The 16771-nt window shown below is 66.7% G+C and carries 21 protein-coding genes and 2 pseudogenes; 10 read left to right on the top strand and 13 right to left on the bottom strand.

Annotated elements, in window-relative coordinates; genetic code table 11:
* Nucleotide 1 precedes the first annotated feature (1 nt).
* From AC5RUP_RS01360 to AC5RUP_RS01350, 3 genes and pseudogenes are all read right to left on the bottom strand, one after another.
* Nucleotides 2-436: pseudogene (locus AC5RUP_RS01360) on the bottom strand (urease subunit beta); the annotation flags it as partial.
* A 17-nt stretch (nt 437-453) separates the two neighbouring features.
* Nucleotides 454-756, bottom strand: coding sequence for an urease subunit gamma (locus AC5RUP_RS01355; RefSeq protein WP_494000932.1), 303 nt, complete (start codon nt 754-756; stop codon nt 454-456).
* A 225-nt stretch (nt 757-981) separates the two neighbouring features.
* A pseudogene (locus AC5RUP_RS01350) lies at nt 982-1996 on the bottom strand (squalene cyclase).
* A gap of 248 nt (nt 1997-2244) precedes the next feature.
* Here AC5RUP_RS01350 and AC5RUP_RS01345 point away from each other — a divergent pair.
* On the top strand, nt 2245-2634 hold the full coding sequence (locus AC5RUP_RS01345; RefSeq protein WP_494153385.1) for a cupin domain-containing protein: 390 nt from the start codon (nt 2245-2247) through the stop codon (nt 2632-2634).
* 67 nt (nt 2635-2701) lie between these two features.
* Here AC5RUP_RS01345 and AC5RUP_RS01340 read toward each other — a convergent pair whose 3' ends face one another.
* Nucleotides 2702-3400, bottom strand: coding sequence for a dienelactone hydrolase family protein (locus tag AC5RUP_RS01340; RefSeq protein WP_494153386.1), 699 nt, complete (start codon nt 3398-3400; stop codon nt 2702-2704).
* Nucleotides 3401-3529: 129 nt separating this feature from the next.
* Here AC5RUP_RS01340 and AC5RUP_RS01335 point away from each other — a divergent pair, with 129 nt between their 5' ends.
* Entirely contained in the window at nt 3530-4114 is a 585-nt protein-coding gene (locus tag AC5RUP_RS01335; protein ID WP_494153387.1) for a PepSY domain-containing protein, read from the top strand.
* 55 nt (nt 4115-4169) lie between these two features.
* Here AC5RUP_RS01335 and AC5RUP_RS01330 read toward each other — a convergent pair whose 3' ends face one another.
* The 5 genes from AC5RUP_RS01330 to AC5RUP_RS01310 all read right to left on the bottom strand — a co-directional run bounded on the left by AC5RUP_RS01330 (nt 4170) and on the right by AC5RUP_RS01310 (nt 7140).
* Nucleotides 4170-4412 carry a hypothetical protein gene (locus tag AC5RUP_RS01330; protein WP_494153388.1) on the bottom strand — a complete coding sequence of 81 codons (243 nt, stop codon included), beginning with the start codon at nt 4410-4412 and terminating at the stop codon, nt 4170-4172.
* Nucleotides 4409-5389 carry a D-2-hydroxyacid dehydrogenase gene (locus AC5RUP_RS01325; RefSeq protein ID WP_494153389.1) on the bottom strand — a complete coding sequence of 327 codons (981 nt, stop codon included), beginning with the start codon at nt 5387-5389 and terminating at the stop codon, nt 4409-4411. The genes AC5RUP_RS01330 and AC5RUP_RS01325 overlap by 4 nt, the downstream gene beginning before the upstream one ends.
* Complete coding sequence (locus AC5RUP_RS01320) at nt 5389-6078, bottom strand: PspA/IM30 family protein (RefSeq protein WP_494153390.1); 690 nt, start codon at nt 6076-6078, stop codon at nt 5389-5391. Before AC5RUP_RS01320 ends, AC5RUP_RS01325 begins: the two co-directional genes overlap by 1 nt.
* A 1-nt stretch (nt 6079) precedes the next feature.
* The gene (locus AC5RUP_RS01315; protein WP_494065152.1) at nt 6080-6778 is read right to left on the bottom strand and encodes a hypothetical protein; all 699 of its coding nucleotides are present in this window, start codon (nt 6776-6778) and stop codon (nt 6080-6082) included.
* Between the two features lie 155 nt (nt 6779-6933).
* Nucleotides 6934-7140: a cold-shock protein gene (locus tag AC5RUP_RS01310; protein WP_127512299.1), complete on the bottom strand. Its 207-nt coding sequence runs from the start codon at nt 7138-7140 to the stop codon at nt 6934-6936.
* A gap of 306 nt (nt 7141-7446) precedes the next feature.
* Here AC5RUP_RS01310 and AC5RUP_RS01305 point away from each other — a divergent pair, with 306 nt between their 5' ends.
* On the top strand, nt 7447-8550 hold the full coding sequence (locus AC5RUP_RS01305; RefSeq protein WP_494065151.1) for a fatty acid desaturase family protein: 1104 nt from the start codon (nt 7447-7449) through the stop codon (nt 8548-8550).
* 70 nt (nt 8551-8620) lie between these two features.
* Here AC5RUP_RS01305 and AC5RUP_RS01300 read toward each other — a convergent pair whose 3' ends face one another.
* The 4 genes from AC5RUP_RS01300 to AC5RUP_RS01285 all read right to left on the bottom strand — a co-directional run bounded on the left by AC5RUP_RS01300 (nt 8621) and on the right by AC5RUP_RS01285 (nt 10838).
* Nucleotides 8621-9451, bottom strand: a complete 831-nt coding sequence (locus AC5RUP_RS01300) for an aldo/keto reductase (RefSeq protein WP_494153391.1) — start codon at nt 9449-9451, stop codon at nt 8621-8623.
* Between the two features lie 29 nt (nt 9452-9480).
* Nucleotides 9481-9912, bottom strand: coding sequence for a hotdog fold thioesterase (locus AC5RUP_RS01295; RefSeq protein WP_494013685.1), 432 nt, complete (start codon nt 9910-9912; stop codon nt 9481-9483).
* Between the two features lie 115 nt (nt 9913-10027).
* A complete protein-coding gene (locus AC5RUP_RS01290) occupies nt 10028-10321 on the bottom strand; it encodes a DUF503 domain-containing protein (protein WP_494000918.1) in 294 nt (97 codons plus the stop codon).
* A 10-nt stretch (nt 10322-10331) separates the two neighbouring features.
* Nucleotides 10332-10838 carry a MarR family winged helix-turn-helix transcriptional regulator gene (locus AC5RUP_RS01285; protein ID WP_494132426.1) on the bottom strand — a complete coding sequence of 169 codons (507 nt, stop codon included), beginning with the start codon at nt 10836-10838 and terminating at the stop codon, nt 10332-10334.
* A gap of 91 nt (nt 10839-10929) precedes the next feature.
* On the opposite strand from AC5RUP_RS01285, the gene AC5RUP_RS01280 reads away from it, so the two are divergent.
* From AC5RUP_RS01280 to AC5RUP_RS01250, 7 genes are all read left to right on the top strand, one after another.
* Nucleotides 10930-11580, top strand: a complete 651-nt coding sequence (locus tag AC5RUP_RS01280) for an NADPH-dependent F420 reductase (protein ID WP_494153392.1) — start codon at nt 10930-10932, stop codon at nt 11578-11580.
* Nucleotides 11581-11609: 29 nt separating this feature from the next.
* Nucleotides 11610-12653, top strand: a complete 1044-nt coding sequence (locus AC5RUP_RS01275; protein ID WP_494132424.1) for an LLM class flavin-dependent oxidoreductase — start codon at nt 11610-11612, stop codon at nt 12651-12653.
* Nucleotides 12654-12734: 81 nt separating this feature from the next.
* Nucleotides 12735-13508: an NUDIX hydrolase gene (locus tag AC5RUP_RS01270; RefSeq protein ID WP_494158220.1), complete on the top strand. Its 774-nt coding sequence runs from the start codon at nt 12735-12737 to the stop codon at nt 13506-13508.
* A gap of 69 nt (nt 13509-13577) precedes the next feature.
* Nucleotides 13578-13805, top strand: a complete 228-nt coding sequence (locus AC5RUP_RS01265) for a PLDc N-terminal domain-containing protein (RefSeq protein WP_494132422.1) — start codon at nt 13578-13580, stop codon at nt 13803-13805.
* A gap of 240 nt (nt 13806-14045) precedes the next feature.
* Complete coding sequence (locus tag AC5RUP_RS01260; RefSeq protein WP_494000912.1) at nt 14046-14891, top strand: ABC transporter permease; 846 nt, start codon at nt 14046-14048, stop codon at nt 14889-14891.
* The gene (locus AC5RUP_RS01255; RefSeq protein WP_494000911.1) at nt 14888-15661 is read left to right on the top strand and encodes an ABC transporter permease; all 774 of its coding nucleotides are present in this window, start codon (nt 14888-14890) and stop codon (nt 15659-15661) included. The genes AC5RUP_RS01260 and AC5RUP_RS01255 overlap by 4 nt, the downstream gene beginning before the upstream one ends.
* Nucleotides 15651-16514, top strand: coding sequence for an ABC transporter ATP-binding protein (locus AC5RUP_RS01250; RefSeq protein WP_494000910.1), 864 nt, complete (start codon nt 15651-15653; stop codon nt 16512-16514). The genes AC5RUP_RS01255 and AC5RUP_RS01250 overlap by 11 nt, the downstream gene beginning before the upstream one ends.
* The last annotated feature ends 257 nt before the right edge of the window (nt 16515-16771 follow it).

Here is a 16771-nt window from a genome sequence, read left to right as displayed (position 1 = left end):
GGAAGCCGGCCCCCTCGAAGCCAACGTTGGGCAGGTCGATGTTGTATTCGGCCGCCAGCTCCGGCTCGGCCTCGGCATTGATGCCGGCGGTGCCGCCGATGGCCTCGGTGTAGGCCGGGGGGACGCTGGCGCCCAGCGACCCGTTCACGTGGTTGCGGAAGCCGTAGACCTCGCGGTTCCCGGCGATCTCCACCAGGTGCACGCTGCGCGCGTCGCCGGGTTCGAATCGCACGGCCGTGCCCGCCGGAATATCCAGGCGAAAGCCGCGCGCCGCGACCCGGTCCATGTCCAGCGCAGGATTAACCTCGGCGAAGTGGTAGTGCGACCCGACCTGGACCGGGCGGTCGCCCCGGTTGGTCACGTTCATGATGCGGGTCGCGGCGCCCTCATTGCAGATGATGGGCTCGCCGCGCAGGATGTATTCTCCCGGTTTCATGGGTGCTCTCCTCAGGCTCAGCGGATCGGGTTATGGACGGTGACCAGCTTGGTGCCGTCGGGGAAAGTGGCCTCGACCTGCACATCGGCGATCATCTCCGCCACGCCGTCCATGACGTCGCCGCGGGAGAGGATCGTGGTTCCGTAGCTCATCAGGTCCGCGACCGTCCGGCCGTCGCGGGCGCCCTCGATCAGTTCATAGGTGATCAGGGCCACCGCTTCGGGATGGTTGAGTTTCAGGCCGCGCTGCTGGCGCCTTCTGGCAAGGTCGGCGGCGACCACAATCATGAGTTTTTCGTGCTCACGGGGCGTTAAATGCATGTAGAACTCCCTAGTCCTTAACAAAAAGAAGTGTCCACCCGTTATCTACAACCGGTCAGAGACTAGACCGGGAGGCCCGTGGATAAGGCAAGGATAGCCACGGAGATTGCACCCGGCAAATTGGGGGGAATCCGTTGGCATCACCGCCTCGCAATTGCTTGAAATCGAGCTCCCGGTGTCGGGTCACCGCTTCGCTCGTCCTGTTTAAGAGGCCCGCGACCGACGTCACACCGTCTCGGACCGGTAGCCCGGAGCGGGTGGGAGGACGCCTGCCTCGTCCCACCAAGCCAGCACCCGCGTGCCGTAGAACGTGAGCCACTTGGACGGCTCGCCCGGGGGCACGTCGACGTCGAACCAGGCGCGGCCGGGGTGGCGGCGTTCCTGCAGCCACGTGCCGTCGGGCCGGCGCGCGGACGCGATGAGCTTCATGGCGTCGGCCAGCCGGGGATCGGCTGACGTGCCGTCGTGGAGCGCTGCCGACCTGAAGTAGTCCACGGCGTTCAGCGCGCTGTAGAGCCAGCGGAACGGGTAAGGCAAAACGCGCAGCCCAAGGCCCGACGAGTTCACCGGTGGACCGGGTGTACAGCAGCCGGCGTTCCAGCAGGTACTCTTCGCCGGCGTGGCGGGCGGCGCGGAGATCGTCTGAGCCCCCGGTGACGGACTCGTAATACAGCAGCCCTTTCAACGTGTTGAGCGTGGAATGGAAGGACGAGCGGGTGGAACCTTCGATCCACTCGCAGTTCCAGCCGCCGTCGGGCAGTTGGTGCTCTATAAACCAGGCGGCGATCCGGCCCACGTCCGCACCCAGCCACGCGCCGTTGGCCAGGGTGAAGGCGTTGATGCAGCAGTCCACTTCGCCGTCCCAGTACGGCAGGTTCTCGTACTCCCAGCGGCTGTTGGCCGCGAGCAGGTCGGCCGTGCCGGCCAGCACTGTTGCGTCGAGGCCCCAGTCCCGAAGGGAATTGAGCGACCACGTGGTGGCCGTCCACGGCTGTCCGGCACCCTCGGCCGCTTCCGGCCCCTGGAAGTCGAAGTCGCTGGGGAAGTAGGCCCCGCCGGCCCACTGGCCATCGGGGTCCTGGTGCGCCAGCAGCCGCGCGCCGAAACCCTCGGCGGCCACCCTCGCTTTCGTCGCCGCCCACTGCGGAGGCGGCGCATGTGCGAGGTCCCGTTCGACCTGCCAGCGCAGTGTCGGATCGGAGTCGAGCAGCCAGCCGACCAACGCCGCCTCGGGCTTCATGGTCAACAGAGTAGCGGCCCCCGTGAAAGAACAACATGGCTTCCTGCTCCGCCCCGGTCGGGGAGGGGGACCGAAGGACTGCGCCGGGCCGGGCACGACGTCGTGGCCGGAAGCCGCCGCCGCGGAAAAGTGGCCGCCGACGGTCACAATGGGGGAATGCGATCACAGCGATGGGAGGCCCGGCCTGGGCAATTCGTTGAAGCCACGGTTGACGGACCTCCCGGCCAACATGCGAACGGAGCACCCTGATGAAGATACTGACCCCCGGACTGCCGCTGAATATCACCGACCTGACACTGGAACACCTGCCCGTGCCGGCAGCCCAAGTGGCCGAGGGCGCGCCGACTACCGCCCTGCACGGCTTGGGCCGGCTGGGCGACCTCGGCGTTGGCGTCTGGGAAATGTCCACCGGCAGCATGAACGATACGGAAGCCGACGAACTGTTCTTGGTCGTCTCCGGCAGCGCCACCGTGGCATTCCACCACGAGGACGCCCATGACGCCGCCGGGACGGCGGTCCCGTTGGCCCCGGGCTCGCTGATGCTGCTGTCGGCAGGAATGCGCACCACGTGGACCGTGCACGAAACCCTGCGGAAGCTCTATCTCACGCCGGAGCGGGAGCCATCCGACGCGGAGTGATGCATCGAAAGAAGGGCGACGTCGGTGCCCGGGGTGAGCACCGACGTCGTCCCATAACCGGTGGAAGCTACTTGACCTTGTCCTTGAGGAACTGCACGGACCGGCTCCAGGCCAGCTTGGCCTCCTCGGGACGGTAGTTGCCCTGCGGGTTCTCGTCGTTGTGGAAGGCGTGCGGGGCGTCGTAGAAGTAGTAGGTCACTTCCGCGCCGGACTCGCGGCGGATCTGCTCCTCCTGCGCCTTGGCCTTCTCCACCGGGTAGGACGAGTCCTGTTCGCCGTAGTGGCCTTGGATGGCGGCGCGGACCCCTTCATACGACGTGGGCACGCCCTGGCCCACGCCGTAGAACGGAACGGCCGCGCTGATGCGCTCGCCCTGCTGCGCGGCCAGCGCCAGCACAAAGCCGCCGCCCATGCAGAAACCGATGGCACCCACGGTGGAACTGGTGACCGACTCGTGGGCCAGCAGGTAGTCCACGGCGCCGGCCAGCAGCCGGGCGCCTTCCTGTTCCGGCAGCTTGGACATCATCGCGGCGGCCTCCTTGCCGTCGTGGGCGATGCGTCCGCCGTAGAGGTCCGGTGCCAGCGCGACGAAACCTTCGGCGGCGAGGCGGTCGGCAACATCGCGGATGTGATCCACCAGGCCCCACCACTCCTGGATGACGATGACGCCGGGGCCGGACCCTGACTCAGGTACGGCCAGATAACCGTGGGCCTCGGTGCCTGCGGATTCGAACGTGACGTTCTGGTACGTCGGATTGTCGGCCAAAGTCCTACTCCTGATCACTCGGGGGCATTCGATGCCAGTCTAGGACAGCAGTGCATGGTGTCGGGCTTACCGGGACAGCGGAGGGCCCGGAGCATGGCCAAGCCGGTTGCCGGGGCGGAGAATCGGTCTATGGAACAGCTGAGGAAGACCTTCATTGCCCTTTCGATTGCTGCCGGGCTGGCCCTTACGGTCTCGGCCTGTGACGCCACCGGCGACGACATATCCCAGCCGGAACCGGGCCAGGCCCAGCCGGCCGAAACCCCGGCCGGGGCCGGCAACCCGAGCCCTGGCGGCACCGGATCTGCCATGCCCGGTGAACGCAATGCGAGGGCCGCTGTCGAAACCGCGGTCACCGCCGTCCACGGCAGTTCCGCGATCGAACTCGACTTCAGCGACCGGCTTCAGGCCTGGGAAGTGGACGTCTTCGACGTCGATGCCGAGATCGAGGTACAGGTCTCGCCGGACGGCAGCGAGGTGCTTGAGCAACGGGAATCCGGGGGTGCCGAACCGGAGCACTCCCGAGAGTTGGAGCAAACCAGGGTCTCCATGTCCGAGGCACTTGTCACCGCCGCGGAAGCCGAACCGGGGAACGTGGACGAAGTAACGCTGGGGAATGAGGACGGCCTCCCGGTGTGGGAGATCGAGATCGACCGCGAAGACGGCTCCAGCACCGACGTATTCATCGACGCCGTCACGGGGGAGCAAATCCGCTAAGAGGGCGAACCTTCCGAAGGCGCGCGCTGAGAAGGGGCCGCAGCACAGACGTGCCTTAGAAGGTTCCCTGCTCGACATGCGCGGCGAGGTTCGCCAGGGACGAGGCTATCCCGGCCTCGTGGACCATGCGGAACCCTCCGCCGGTCCGCGGATCGAAGCGGTCCACCCGTCCGGCCATGCCCTCCGGAGGCAGCCACGCTTCAAGGCTGAGGGGATCTGTCATGGCGCGGTAGATTTTCGGCGGCGCCGCACGGATTACGAGGCTGCCGCGGTCGACCCTGGCCGGCTGCTCGTTCACGATCCTGCGGGCGCCGCGAAACCCAGCTTCTTGTCGATCATGTTCTCCAACGGTTGCAGCTGCATGTAGCGGGCGAAATTGTCCGCGAACTGCCCCGCCAGCTGGGGCAGCCAGCCCCGCGCGTCACCGCTGAGGTGCGGCGAGATGATCACGTTGTCCATCGTCCAGAGCGCGTGGTCGGCCGGCAGCGGCTCGGTTTCGAACACGTCGAGGGCGGCTCCGGCGATGGCGCCGGACCGCAGCGCCGCCACCAGTGCATCGGTGTCCACGCACGCCCCGCGGCCCACGTTGACCAGCCGGGCCGTGGGCTTCATCGCCTCCAGCACGGCTGCGTCCACGAGGTGCCGGGTCTCTTCGGTCAGCGGTGCCACCATCACCACCCAGTCGAAGTCTCCGACGACGGCGGCGAGTTCCGACGACGCGTACACCTCGCCGAAGTCTGCGTCATCACTGCGGGCGGTCCGCCCGGCCCCGGCAACCCTCAGGCCGAGGACCTTGAGCACGCGGGCGATCTCGCGTCCGATGGCACCGGTGCCGACGATCAGCGCGCGGCCCGACTCCAAGCGTTCGGTCTCGCGGTGCTGCCAGGTGCGCTCCCGCTGCAGGGACAGCAGGCCGGGCAGGTCCTTGGCGAAGGCGAGCATCCCGGCGAGCACGAACTCGGCGATCGGCCGGTCGAAGATGCCTCGGGCGTTGGTAACCACCACGCCTGAATCCCGCAGGTCCTGGAACAGGAGCTTGTCCACGCCGGCGGCCGCCACATGGATCCACTCCAGCGACCCGGCGGCATGCCACGCGTCCTCCAGGGCCGAGGAGAAGAAGTCCCACAGGAACAGCACCTGTGCGCCGTCCAGGGCCTCGGCCAGCTGATCCGCGGTGGCATAGCGCACCTCGGCGGCGGCCTCCACATCCTCCATGCCCGGTGGCAGCTGGTCTTTGTACAGCACGGCGACGACGGGTCTGGTGACTGCGGCCATCAGGCTTCCGGCGCCTTGTCGCGCCGCGACTTCAGCGCGCCCAGTTGGTCGTCGACTTCCGTGCTGGCCTCCAGCCATTCGAAGGCATCCTGCACCTGCGGCGAGTCCGGATCCGACCACGCGATTTCGTTGCGCGCGGATGCCTCGGCCTCGATGCGCCGGGTCTCCCGCTCAGCATCCCGGGCGGCGGACTGCATTCCGGTTGCGCTGCCGGCTGCCGCCGAGGCGGCCTGCTGCATGCCGAGGGTGGCCTGGGCGACGTTGTGGCGCGCCTGGAGGGTCTGGTAGCGCATCCGGCTTTCGTCTATCCGCGAGGACAACCGGGCCAACTCGCCGTCCAGCCGGCGCCACTGATCGGCCATGCGCTCATATTGCCTGGAGAGGGTTTCCACGCGCTTCGACGCCGTGATGCTCCGGTGCAGGAACTCGCGGGCCCCGTCGTCGTCGCCGCGGGCCACGCACTCTTCGGCTTGGCGGTCGCAGTACGCCTGCTCTGCCTTGGCTTCATCCAGCAGCAGCCCGATCCGGCGGCAGTCGGCCGCGATGTCCGCTACGCTGCGGCGTGCCTGGTCTACTGCTTGGGACTGTCGCTGCTGGCTGGCCTCGATGGCCGCCAGGGGATCGACCGGAGCCTCTTTCGCCGCGCGGTTGGCGCGGATGATGCGTCCGAGGCGGTGCTTGATGGACACGTTAGCTCCTCATGGGATCGGGCCGACGCTGGGCCGGGGCGGGCTGGCGGCGCGGCGGGAAGCCGGAGCGAAGGCGTGGCGGGACAGCAGTGCTGCGCCCGTCGCGGACACGGCGGTAGGCCGAGGACCAGGCATGCAGCGCCTCGATCTCCCGGGACAGATGCTGCCCGGCCAGGTCCAGCTGTTCGGCGTCGGCAGAATACCCGGCTTCCACCAGTTGTTGCCGCAATTGGCCTGACAGCCGGTTGAGTTGTTCGACCCGCCCGCTCAGGCTGGCGGCGAGGGAGCGCTTCACCTGAAGCACCGGTTCGCCTTCCGCCAGCTTCAGCTGTTCGTCCAGGGACCGGGAAGCAGTTTCAAGCCTGGCCGCCACCAGCGGCAGCTCCCCGACGGGGCGACCCTCCGACCGTGCCGCGGCGAGTGCCCGTTCCGTCGCTTCCGCCGAGCGCTGCAACCCGAGCCGCTGGCGGGCCAGGCGGCGTCCTGCGTCGTCCCGGGTGAAACTGCGGACGGTGAGAGACCCCCTGCGGAGCCCGTTCCTCAACCTGCGGGAGCGCCGGATCCTGCGGACCACCAGCCACACGGCCACGGCCGCCGCCGTCCCGACGCAGAGCACGGCGATGCCGGTGAACATCAAAATCTGCAGGACCATGTCGGCCACGAAGGTTGCGGTACTGGCGGGCACTGGTGTCAAGGGCATGCCTCAAGTTTGCCCCCGGAGGCTCGCTTACTGCCAGTGGGAATGAATTGCCGGGCAAAACAGCGGGCAAAACAGCCGGACACAACAATGGAGCCGGCTCCCGTACGGGAACCGGCTCCATTGGAAAAGACTAGAGCGGCGTTGCCGCTGCCGTCTTAGAGGCCGCGGATGTTGGCAGCCTGCAGGCCCTTGGGGCCCTGCACGGTTTCGAATTCGACCTTCTGGTCTTCACGCAGTTCGCGGTAGCCGCCACTGTTCTCGATAGCCGAGTAGTGAGCGAAAACGTCGGCCGAGCCGTCGTCCGGAGCGATGAAGCCGAAGCCCTTTTCAGAGTTAAACCACTTGACGGTTCCAGTTGCCATTATTTGTACTCCTCCGAGTATTTACACGGCCCGCGGACTTCACGGGTCGCTTGCAGCGGTGTTTTTCGTCCGCCGTTCAGAGAAGCACAAACCCTTCGGTGAAGGGCTTGTTGCTCAAAATCAAATGCGCAACACAACAACTACAAGAATCACTGTACAGGACTTTGAACGGGAAGCCGAATGGCACTACCACGGCCCCCACTGTTCAGGACGCGTTCAGGTTGCTACCGTAAAGTGATCTTCATCTACGGGGCACACGCCCTACTAAAGCGGCTGGGAAGTCGGACCCGATCCACTGAAGGCTGCATGAGCATATCTGTATCTCCACCGACAACTTCTACCCGTAGCAAGCGCGGTTCTTCCGCCGCCAGCGGCTACTCCCAGCTGTTGAGTACCGTGCGGGATGCAGGTCTGCTGCGAAAGCGCAGGGGGTTCTACATCAGCCTCTTTGTCGCGCTGGCGCTGGGGCTGGCCGGAGCGGCCACCGGATTCGTTTTGCTCGGCGACAGCTGGTTCCAGCTGTTGATTGCCGGCGCACTGGGCATCCTGTTCACGCAGCTGGCGTTCCTGGCCCACGAGGCCGCGCACCGGCAGGTCTTCGAAACCGGCCCGGCCAACGACCGCGCCGGAAGGTTCCTGGCCAACGCCGTGGTGGGCATCAGCTACCAGTGGTGGATGAACAAGCACACCCGGCACCACGGCAACCCGAACACCATCGGGAAAGACCCGGACATCGAGCAGGACACCGTCTCCTTCCTGCCGGAGCAGGCCGCCGAACGCCGCGGCCTAATGGCCTGGTTCACCCGCCGGCAGGGCTACCTGTTCTTCCCGCTGCTGATGCTCGAGGGCATCAACCTGCACGCCACCTCCATCAGGTCGCTGTTTGCCCGCGGCCCCGTCAAGGGCCGCAAGCGCGAACTGGCCATCCTCTTCGCCCGGCTGTCGCTGTACATTGCCGCGATCTTCATCTTCCTGCCCACCGGCATGGCGTTCGCCTTCATCGGGGTCCAGCTGGCCGTCTTCGGCGTCTACATGGGTGCGTCCTTCGCGCCGAACCACAAGGGCATGCCGTTGATCCCCAAGGACTCGAAGGTGGACTTCCTCAGCCGCCAGGTCCTGACCAGCCGCAACATCGTTGGCCGCACTCCCGCGGGAAGCGGCGCCCTCAACGCGCTCATGGGCGGACTCAACTATCAGGTGGAGCACCACCTGTTCCCGAGCATGCCGCGGCCCAACCTGGCCAAGGCCGCCCACATCGTGCGCGAATACTGCGCCAACCACAGCATCCCGTACACCGAAACGTCGCTGCCCAAGTCCTACGGCATCGTGGTCCAGTACCTGAACAAGGTCGGCCTGTCGGCGCGTGACCCGTTCGACTGCCCGATGGTGGCCGAGTACCGCCGGCTCTAGCGCTCAGCCTGCGCTCAGCAGGTTCCCTACGGTTGCCGGTGTCCAACGCGGACACCGGCAACCGTCGTTTCTAGAGCTGCGTGAAGGCTGCCGTGGCCGGGTCCGCGCCGATGCGACCGCCGGCGTCAAGCGCCGTGATCGCGGCCAGGTCCTCCGCATCGAGCGTGAGCCGTGCCGCGGCCAGGTTTTCCGCCATCCGCCGGGGATTGACGGACTTCGGGATCACGACGGCGCCGTTGGCAAGATGCCAGGCGAGCACCACCTGGGCCGGGGTCGCCAGATACTTTGCCGCGATGGCGGTGACCGTCCGGCTCTCCAAATCCGCACCTTGGCCCAGCGGGCTGTAGGCCTCGACGGCAATGCCGTGCCCACGGCTGAACTCCGCGACCTCGCGCTGCTGGAAGGTGGGGTGGATTTCGATCTGGTTCACCGCCGGAACCGTACCGCCGGCGGCCAGCACGGTTTCCAAATGCTCGATGAGGAAGTTGGAGACGCCGATCGCGCGGCTGAGGCCCTCGGCGTAGACCTCCTCGAGTTCGTGCCACGCCCGCAGGTAGAGGTTTTGCGATGGCACCGGCCAGTGGATCAGGTACAGGTCCACGAAGTCCAGGCCCAGCTCCCGCAGGCTGGCATCGAACGCCTTGCGGGCCGTCGCCTGCTCGCCGTTGCGGAGTTTCGTGGTGATGAACAGTTCCTCGCGCGGAATTCCGCTGGATCTGATCGCCGCCCCCACGCCGGACTCGTTGCGGTAGGCGGCGGCGGTGTCGATGTGGCGGTAACCGGCCTCCAGTGCAGCTTCAACGGCCCGTTGCGTTTCAGCCGGCGGCACCTTGAAGACGCCGAAGCCCAGCTGCGGGATGCTGACGCCGTTGTTGAGATCGATCGCGGGCACTGCGGACATCGGGAATGCTCCTTTGGTGCAGGGGGAAACTACTTCTTCGGGACCAGCACGCCGTAGACGCGCATCTCGGCCAAGTGCTGGCCGTCATGGTCGTGAATGGAGATATCCACGATGTTGTTGCGGCCATAGCGGGTACGTTCGACGCCGGTGGCCACCAGACGGGCTTCCGCCGCGCCGGGCGCAATGTACGTTATTTCCGCCTGACGGGAGACCGACGGCCGGCCCAGTGACTCACAAACGAACGCGAAGCACGTATCGCCGAGCGTAAACAGGTAGCCGCCGTGCAGGATGTGGTGGCCGTTCAGCATGTAGTCCTGGACGCCCATGGACATCACCACGCGGCCTTCTTCGGCCTCGAGCACCTCGATGCCAAGGTGCTGCGACGCTTTGTCGGAGGCATAGCGGTGGCGGACAAGCTCCTCGACGGTGGAAAACTGCTCGTCGGTGGCGGGGGTAGTCAACGGAGCCTCCGGATGTGGCGCGGATCATGGGCGTGACCAACGCTACCAATATCCACGCCGGTCGATGCGCACCGGCGGCCTGCAGGACCGGTTTGCAGCCGGCGCGGGGCCGGGCTCAGTCGTCGCTCGAGTGTATTTTCCGCCGCGTGCTGAGCAGGTCCACGCCGGGGCGGTAGGCAATGTAGTTCTCGGCCGTGTCCAGCACCTGGACCACATGGGCCCGGTCGCCGCCTACCAGCCCGATGCCTAGCTCGGCCCGCCGGTAGAGGTTCTGTTGGCCGACTTCCGCCACTGAGACATCGAACCGCTTCCGCACCTCGGCGATGATCGGCCGCAGCACGGAACGCTTTTCCTTGAGCGAATGCACGTCGCCCAGGAGCAGGTCGAACTCAATCCAGCCGATCCACATGCTGACGAGTTTAGGGCAGGTGGTCCATCGCCTCGCACGGGCTGGAGTTCGGCTGCGCGCGGTGGATTCCCATGGCCAACATCTCGACCAAGGCGGAAAGCGTGCGCACGTCCTCCGGCGACAGGCCGGAGAGCAACTCCTGCTCGGCACGTGCGACGCGGACCTCAAGCTCCGAGAGTGCGGCCCGTCCCTGTGCGGTGGGAACGATTTTCCGTGCGCGCCGGTCGTTGGCGGCGGGGACGCGCTCCACCAGCCGGGCGGCCACGAGTTTATCGAGGATGTAGGTCAGTACGGTGCGGTCGATCGCCAAGTGGGCCCCGAGGGCCTGCTGGTTCGGCGGGTCCCGATGAACGACGGCGGAGAGGATCTGGTAGCCGCGGATGCCTTCCGGCATCCCGGTGACGGCCTCCTCGAATTTTGACTGGTACCCGCGCAGGACCATCCCGAGGTTCCATCCGAAGTCGCCGGGAACCGGGCTGTGCGTCCTGTCCGCTGTGGCGGCTCGTTCTCCTGTCATGCCTCTCATGATAACGAATCATGCGAAGTTGCACAGATAATCTGCGATGAATATAGTCTGTCGGACAGCATATTCGCAGACTGGAGTTGAAATGAAGCTTGGCACCGTTGGCATCCTGGGGGCCGGCCGCGTGGGCACCGCCGTCGCCCGGCAGGCGCTCAAGGCCGGCTACCGGGTGAAGATCGCAACGTCCAAGCCGGCTGCAGAGATCGCCTTGCTGACGGAAATCATCACGCCGGGGGCGGAGCCGGTCGGCGCCGCCGAAGTGGGGACGGCGGACCTGGTTCTCGCCGCGATTCCACTGCACAGATACCGCACGCTGGATCCGGGCCGGTTGGCCGGCAAGACCGTGATCGATGCGATGAACTACTGGGCTTCGACCGACGGCGTGATCGGCGACTTCGAGAGCGACCCGCGCGGCAGCAGCGAGGTCGTCCAGGATTTCCTGGCGGGCGCGCACGTGGTCAAAACCCTGAACCACATCGGGTACCGGGAACTCGAAGAGGACAGCCGCAGCGCCGGCTCCGCCGCCCGCCGCGCCTTGGCTCTTGCCGGCGATCACGACGACGCCAAAATCCTGGTCGCGGCCTTCATCGATCGCCTCGGCTACGACCCGATCGATGCCGGCCCACTGTCGGCCGGCCGCGCCTTCCAACCGGGCACCCGCATCTTCAACGCCGCCCATGCCGCCGACGAGCTCCGAGGCCTCTTGGCGGAGGCCAACGAACCGGCGCGTCCATGACGGCATCGACCGGCAGAACAGGACAAGACATGGAAATCGGTGCCTACAGCTTCGGCGACACGCAACTCAATCCGGACGGCAGCCAGCGGGAGACGTCGGAGGCCATCCGCAATCTCTTTGAGGCGATCCTCCACGCCGACAAGGTTGGCCTGGATTACTTCGGGATCGGCGAGCACCACACCACCAGCATGCCCGCATCCTCACCGGGCGCGATCGTCGCCGCGGCCGCGGCCGCCACGAAGCAGATCCGGCTAGGGAGCGCCGCCAGCATCATCTCCACGGACGACCCCGTTCGCGTGTTCCAGCAGTTCTCCACGGCGGACGCGATTTCCGGCGGCGGCCGCGTCGAGATCACCGCGGGCCGCGGTTCATCGGTGGAAACGTTTCCGCTGTTCGGCTACGACCTGGGCGACTACGACGAGTTGTATGCGCAGAAGCTGGATCTGCTGATGGCCATCAACAACAGCCGCGCCCCCGAAGTGACGTGGAGCGGATCCCGGCGGCCGCCCATCGCGGACCTCGCCGTCGTGCCGCGCCCTGCCGCCGGGCCGCTGCCCATCTGGCTGGCCACCGGGGGCAACGCCGGTTCTTCCGCCCGGGCCGGGCAGCTCGGGCTGCCCGTCTCCTACGGGATTATCGGCGGAGCCCCGCACCGGTTCGCTCCGCTGGCCGAGCTCTACCGGCGAACCGCGGCCCAGGCCGGCCACAGCGGTCCGCAGATCAAGGTTTCCGTTGCCGCCCTCGGGCTGGTGGCGCCGAGCAAGCAGGAGGCCCTCGACCGGTTCTACCCCGGCTGGCACAACCTCAACGTGGAAATGGGCAGGCTGCGTGGTTGGCCCGCACCGGACAAGCGCGCTTTTCTGGCCCAGGCCGAGGCCCCGGGCGCCTATTACGTCGGCGATCCGGATGACGTGGCCGAGCGGATTGCCCACCTGCACGGATACCTCGGACATGTGCGCCACTTCCTGCAGACCGACATCGGCGGGCTGCCGCACGAGCACCTGATCGATTCCATCACGCTGCTGGCCACCGAGGTCAAGCCGCGCGTTGAGCGGCTGCTGGCCCGGAAGTAGGCACGACACGCCGCCGGTGCACCCGCGGGCCATCTCCTCGGCTCGAATCAACGCCTTCCGCCGCCGTCCTAAGCTAAGGGTGTGGATAAAGCGGTGGACAAACAAATGGACCAGGCCGAGCTGGCGGCAACAGTCATCCTGCTGCGCGACGGCCCGGAGGGACTGGAAGTCCTGATGCTGGAACGCCCCGGCGGTGGATCCTTCGCGGGGGCCTGGGTGTTCCCCGGCGGCAAGGTGGACCCGGGGGACTACCGTGCCGCCGAAGCCGAAGCCGAAGCCGAAGCCGAAGCCGAAGCCGAAGCCGAAGCCCGCACAGGGGCCGGCGGCGCCGTCGAAGGTGACCAGGGCCGGCAGCTGGCGGCGGCAAAGATCGCAGGGGCGCGCGAGACCTTCGAGGAGACCGGCCTGCGGATCGGCGGCCAGGAACTGGTGCACCTGTCCAATTGGGTGCCCCGCCACAGCCTGGTCCGCCGCTTCCAAACATGGTTTTTCACCGCAGCGGCACCGGCCGGGGAGGTCGAGCTCAACGACGGCGAGCTGGCCGGCTTCGCCTGGATGCGGCCCGGCGAAGCGCTCCGGCGGCATGAGTCCGGGCTGATGCGGCTGGTCCCGCCGACCTGGGTAACCCTGCATGAACTGGGCCGCTTCGATACCGTGGCGGACGCGCTGGAAGCCGCCCGGAACACGGAGCCTTTCAACTATGAGAGCCACGTGATTGACGACCCGGCCGGCGGTCAGGTCATCGTCTGGGCCGGCGACGACGCCTACCCCGGTCCCGGGCCGGCGGCGGCCGCCGGGGCCAGGCACCGGCTCTCCACCGGGTCGCTGCCGTGGCGGTACGAAAGGAACCGCTAGCCCTGCGCCGCCGGCTGGTGCACGCCTACACTTGAGGCACCTGCTGCCACAACCGACCGGGAGGCCGCCATGAAGAAAGCCATGAAGAAGAAGTCCTTCAGCGATTTGAGCGGGGGGCAGCGGCTGCGTGTGGCCATCATGGCCGGGCTGCAGCTTGTCTTGCAGACGGCCGCTCTCAAGGACCTGAAGAAGCGCCCGGCCGCCCTGGTCAACGGGCCGAAGCCGGTGTGGTTTGCCGCTTCCTTCCTCAATTTCATCGGCCCGGTGGCCTATTTCCTGCTCGGGCGAAAGCGCTGAACTCCTAAGCACAAACCGTTGATCTTTTCAATTCAACGGGGTTAAAGACCGTCGCACAGTGTTGCCTGCGTAACGATGGCCTAGAGTGTTTGACGTCACCAAGTGGCGTCGACCACACTTGAGCTAGTGAACGCATGTTCGGCTAGCGAACAGCGTGGTCTGTATCCCCGTTCTCCTCGGGGCAGAAGGAGTGGAAATGAATTGTGCGCTGTATAGGGCGCCGCACCTCGGGATGCTCCCATGAGCGCCCCCGCGGTGACAACGGACAGCAAGGGTCCGGCGGCCAGCCGGTCCCGCCGGCGCCCTTCCAAGAAGCGTCCCACCAAGCAGCTGCTGGGGCTTGCCGGGATCCTTGCGTTCCTGCTGGTGTGGGAACTGGTGCCGCGGGTTGGGATTGTTGAGGCCCGCTTCCTGCCTCCTGCCTCCGAGGTGCTCGCCGTGCTGTTCAACGATTTCGGCTTGGCGGCGTTCTGGCTTGCGGTGGGCGAAACCATGCTCGCATGGTTCCTTGGCCTGCTGATGGCGGTGCTGCTGGCCGTGGTGCTTGGCTTCATCATCGGTTCGTCAAACTTCCTGCGGAAGTTCACCAACTCCACGGTGGAGTTCCTGCGGCCCATCCCGTCGGTGGCGCTGATTCCGCTGGCCGTGCTGCTGTTCGGCGTGAAGATCGAGTCCTCGCTGATGCTGATCGTCTACGCATCGTTCTGGCAGGTCTTCATCCAGGTGCTGTACGGGGTGGCCGACGTGGACAACGTGGCAATGCAAACGGCCAAGTCCTACGGCCTGGGCCGGTTCGCTCGGGTCCGCCACGTGGTCTTCCCCACCGCCCTGCCGTACCTGATGACCGGGGTGCGCCTGGCCGCAGCGGTGGCGCTCATCCTGGCCATCACGGCCGAACTGGTGATCGGTTCGCCGGGCCTGGGCAGGGAAATCGCGCTGGCGCAGTCCGGCGGCGCGATCGCGGGCATGTATGCGCTGGTGCTGGCCACGGGACTGATCGGCGTGCTGGTCAACCTGGTGATGCGCTTCATTGAGCGCAAGACCCTGTCGTGGCATGAATCGATCCGTTCCGAGGTGATCGCGTGAAAGTCCTGAAAAGCATTGCCTACGCTCTGGCGCTGCCGGTCATCCTGGTGCTGATCTGGTGGGCCTCGACGCTGGGCGCGACAAACTTCTTCGTGCCCACCCCGGCACTGCTCGTCGACGCGTTCGCCGAGACCTGGTTCGGCGAACGGCTCCTGTCCGACGTGCTGCCCTCGATCGGGCGGCTGATCATCGGGGTGGCCGCGGCGATCATCCTGGGTATCGTCGCCGGCCTGCTGATCGGCTCGATCAAGTGGCTGCGCGACTTCACCGAGCCGGTGCTGGAGTTCTTCCGCGCCATCCCGCCGCCGGTGCTGATTCCGGTATTGATGCTGCTGATGGGCATCACCGACACGATGAAGATTGTGGTCATCATCTCCGGCTGCATCTGGCCGGTGTTGCTGAACACCATCGAAGGCGTCCGCGCCATCGACTCGGTGCTTTCGGACTCGGCGCACACCTACGGCATCGGCGGCATGGCCCGCGTGCGTCACCTCGTGCTGCCCTCTGCGGGCCCGCAGATCATGGCCGGCGTCCGCCAGTGCCTGTCCATCGGCCTGATCCTGATGGTCATCTCCGAAATGTTCGCCTCGTCCTCGGGGCTTGGCTTTACCATCGTGCAGTTCCAGCGTTCCTTCGCGATCCCCGAAATGTGGTCCGGCATCGTGGTGCTGGGCCTGATCGGTGTTGCCATGTCATTCATCTTCCAATGGACCGAGCGCAAGATCCTGCGCTGGTACCACGGCCTGCGAGAGGTAGAAAATGCAGCCTGAAACCACCCCGGTTCCGACCGGCAAAACCCTGCCCGAAGGCCAGGCCATGCTCTCGGTGCGCGGCGTCAAGAAGGTCTACCACACCGACGGCGGCGACATCGAGGCGGTGCGCAACCTTACCTTCGACCTGCGGGCAGGGGAGCTGGCCTGCCTGGTCGGCCCGTCCGGGTCCGGCAAGACCACCTTGCTCAAGTGCATCTCCGGCCTGCTGGCCCCCACCGAGGGCGAGGTGCTGCTGGACGGCGCCCGGGTGACCGGCCCGCCCAAGAAGATGGCCGTGGTGTTCCAGGAATACGGCCGCTCGCTGTTCCCCTGGATGCGGGTGCGCGAGAACGTGGAACTGCCGCTGAAGAACGCCGGCATGGGCAAGGCCGAGCGCGACAAGCTTGTGGACGACGCCCTGGAGGCCGTGGGCCTGGACCACGTGCCGCAGTCCTACCCGTGGCAGCTCTCCGGCGGCATGCAGCAGCGCGTGGCCATCGCCCGGGCGGTGGCCTACCAGCCCGAGGTGCTGCTCATGGATGAGCCGTTCGCCGCGGTCGACGCCCAGACCCGGGCAGACCTGGAGGACCTGATCCGCACGGTCTGGAAGAAACTGGGCGTCACCGTCCTGTTCGTCACCCACGACATCGACGAATCGGTCTACCTGGGCCAGCGCGTGATCATCCTGTCCTCCTCGCCGACCGTGATCCAGGAAGACCTCGAGATCGACCTGCCCGACGAGCGTGACCAGCTGAACACCCGCGCGCTGCCGCGGTTCACCGAACTGCGCCACCACGTCTACGAACAGATCCAGCTCGCCAAGCAGGGCCACCGCCCCGCCGCCGCCACCCAGGCCGGCAGCGCCGGCTAGCAGGAGGCAGCGTGCGCCGGCCGCATCCTAGCAAGGGTGCGGCCGGCTCCGTTCCTTAACCAGCGCCCCGGTTCCGCCCGCCCTCTGAGATCGGCTGCTCAGATGACGCCCTTCTCAGCACTGAAAAGGGCGTTATTTGAGTAGTCGAAGGGGGAGGGGTTGAGGGAGGGGCTTGGGGGAGGGGGTAGCCGGTGCGCGGCGCCCGGCGCCCGGCGCCCGTCGCGACCGGGAAGGCGATGCGTCTCGCGGCCGGTCGG

It is taken from the genome of Arthrobacter sp. Y3223151, assembly GCF_059091125.1.
This window is presented reverse-complemented; position numbering and strand designations above follow the sequence as displayed.

Coding starts and splice junctions, on each gene's coding strand:
- AC5RUP_RS01355 (WP_494000932.1), bottom strand. CDS start 756: ATGCATTTAACGCCCCGTGAGCACGAAAAACTCATGATTGTGGTCGCC.
- AC5RUP_RS01345 (WP_494153385.1), top strand. CDS start 2,245: ATGAAGATACTGACCCCCGGACTGCCGCTGAATATCACCGACCTGACA.
- AC5RUP_RS01335 (WP_494153387.1), top strand. CDS start 3,530: ATGGAACAGCTGAGGAAGACCTTCATTGCCCTTTCGATTGCTGCCGGG.
- AC5RUP_RS01325 (WP_494153389.1), bottom strand. CDS start 5,389: ATGGCCGCAGTCACCAGACCCGTCGTCGCCGTGCTGTACAAAGACCAG.
- AC5RUP_RS01315 (WP_494065152.1), bottom strand. CDS start 6,778: ATGCCCTTGACACCAGTGCCCGCCAGTACCGCAACCTTCGTGGCCGAC.
- AC5RUP_RS01310 (WP_127512299.1), bottom strand. CDS start 7,140: ATGGCAACTGGAACCGTCAAGTGGTTTAACTCTGAAAAGGGCTTCGGC.
- AC5RUP_RS01305 (WP_494065151.1), top strand. CDS start 7,447: ATGAGCATATCTGTATCTCCACCGACAACTTCTACCCGTAGCAAGCGC.
- AC5RUP_RS01300 (WP_494153391.1), bottom strand. CDS start 9,451: ATGTCCGCAGTGCCCGCGATCGATCTCAACAACGGCGTCAGCATCCCG.
- AC5RUP_RS01290 (WP_494000918.1), bottom strand. CDS start 10,321: ATGTGGATCGGCTGGATTGAGTTCGACCTGCTCCTGGGCGACGTGCAT.
- AC5RUP_RS01285 (WP_494132426.1), bottom strand. CDS start 10,838: ATGACAGGAGAACGAGCCGCCACAGCGGACAGGACGCACAGCCCGGTT.
- AC5RUP_RS01280 (WP_494153392.1), top strand. CDS start 10,930: ATGAAGCTTGGCACCGTTGGCATCCTGGGGGCCGGCCGCGTGGGCACC.
- AC5RUP_RS01275 (WP_494132424.1), top strand. CDS start 11,610: ATGGAAATCGGTGCCTACAGCTTCGGCGACACGCAACTCAATCCGGAC.
- AC5RUP_RS01265 (WP_494132422.1), top strand. CDS start 13,578: ATGAAGAAAGCCATGAAGAAGAAGTCCTTCAGCGATTTGAGCGGGGGG.
- AC5RUP_RS01260 (WP_494000912.1), top strand. CDS start 14,046: ATGAGCGCCCCCGCGGTGACAACGGACAGCAAGGGTCCGGCGGCCAGC.
- AC5RUP_RS01250 (WP_494000910.1), top strand. CDS start 15,651: ATGCAGCCTGAAACCACCCCGGTTCCGACCGGCAAAACCCTGCCCGAA.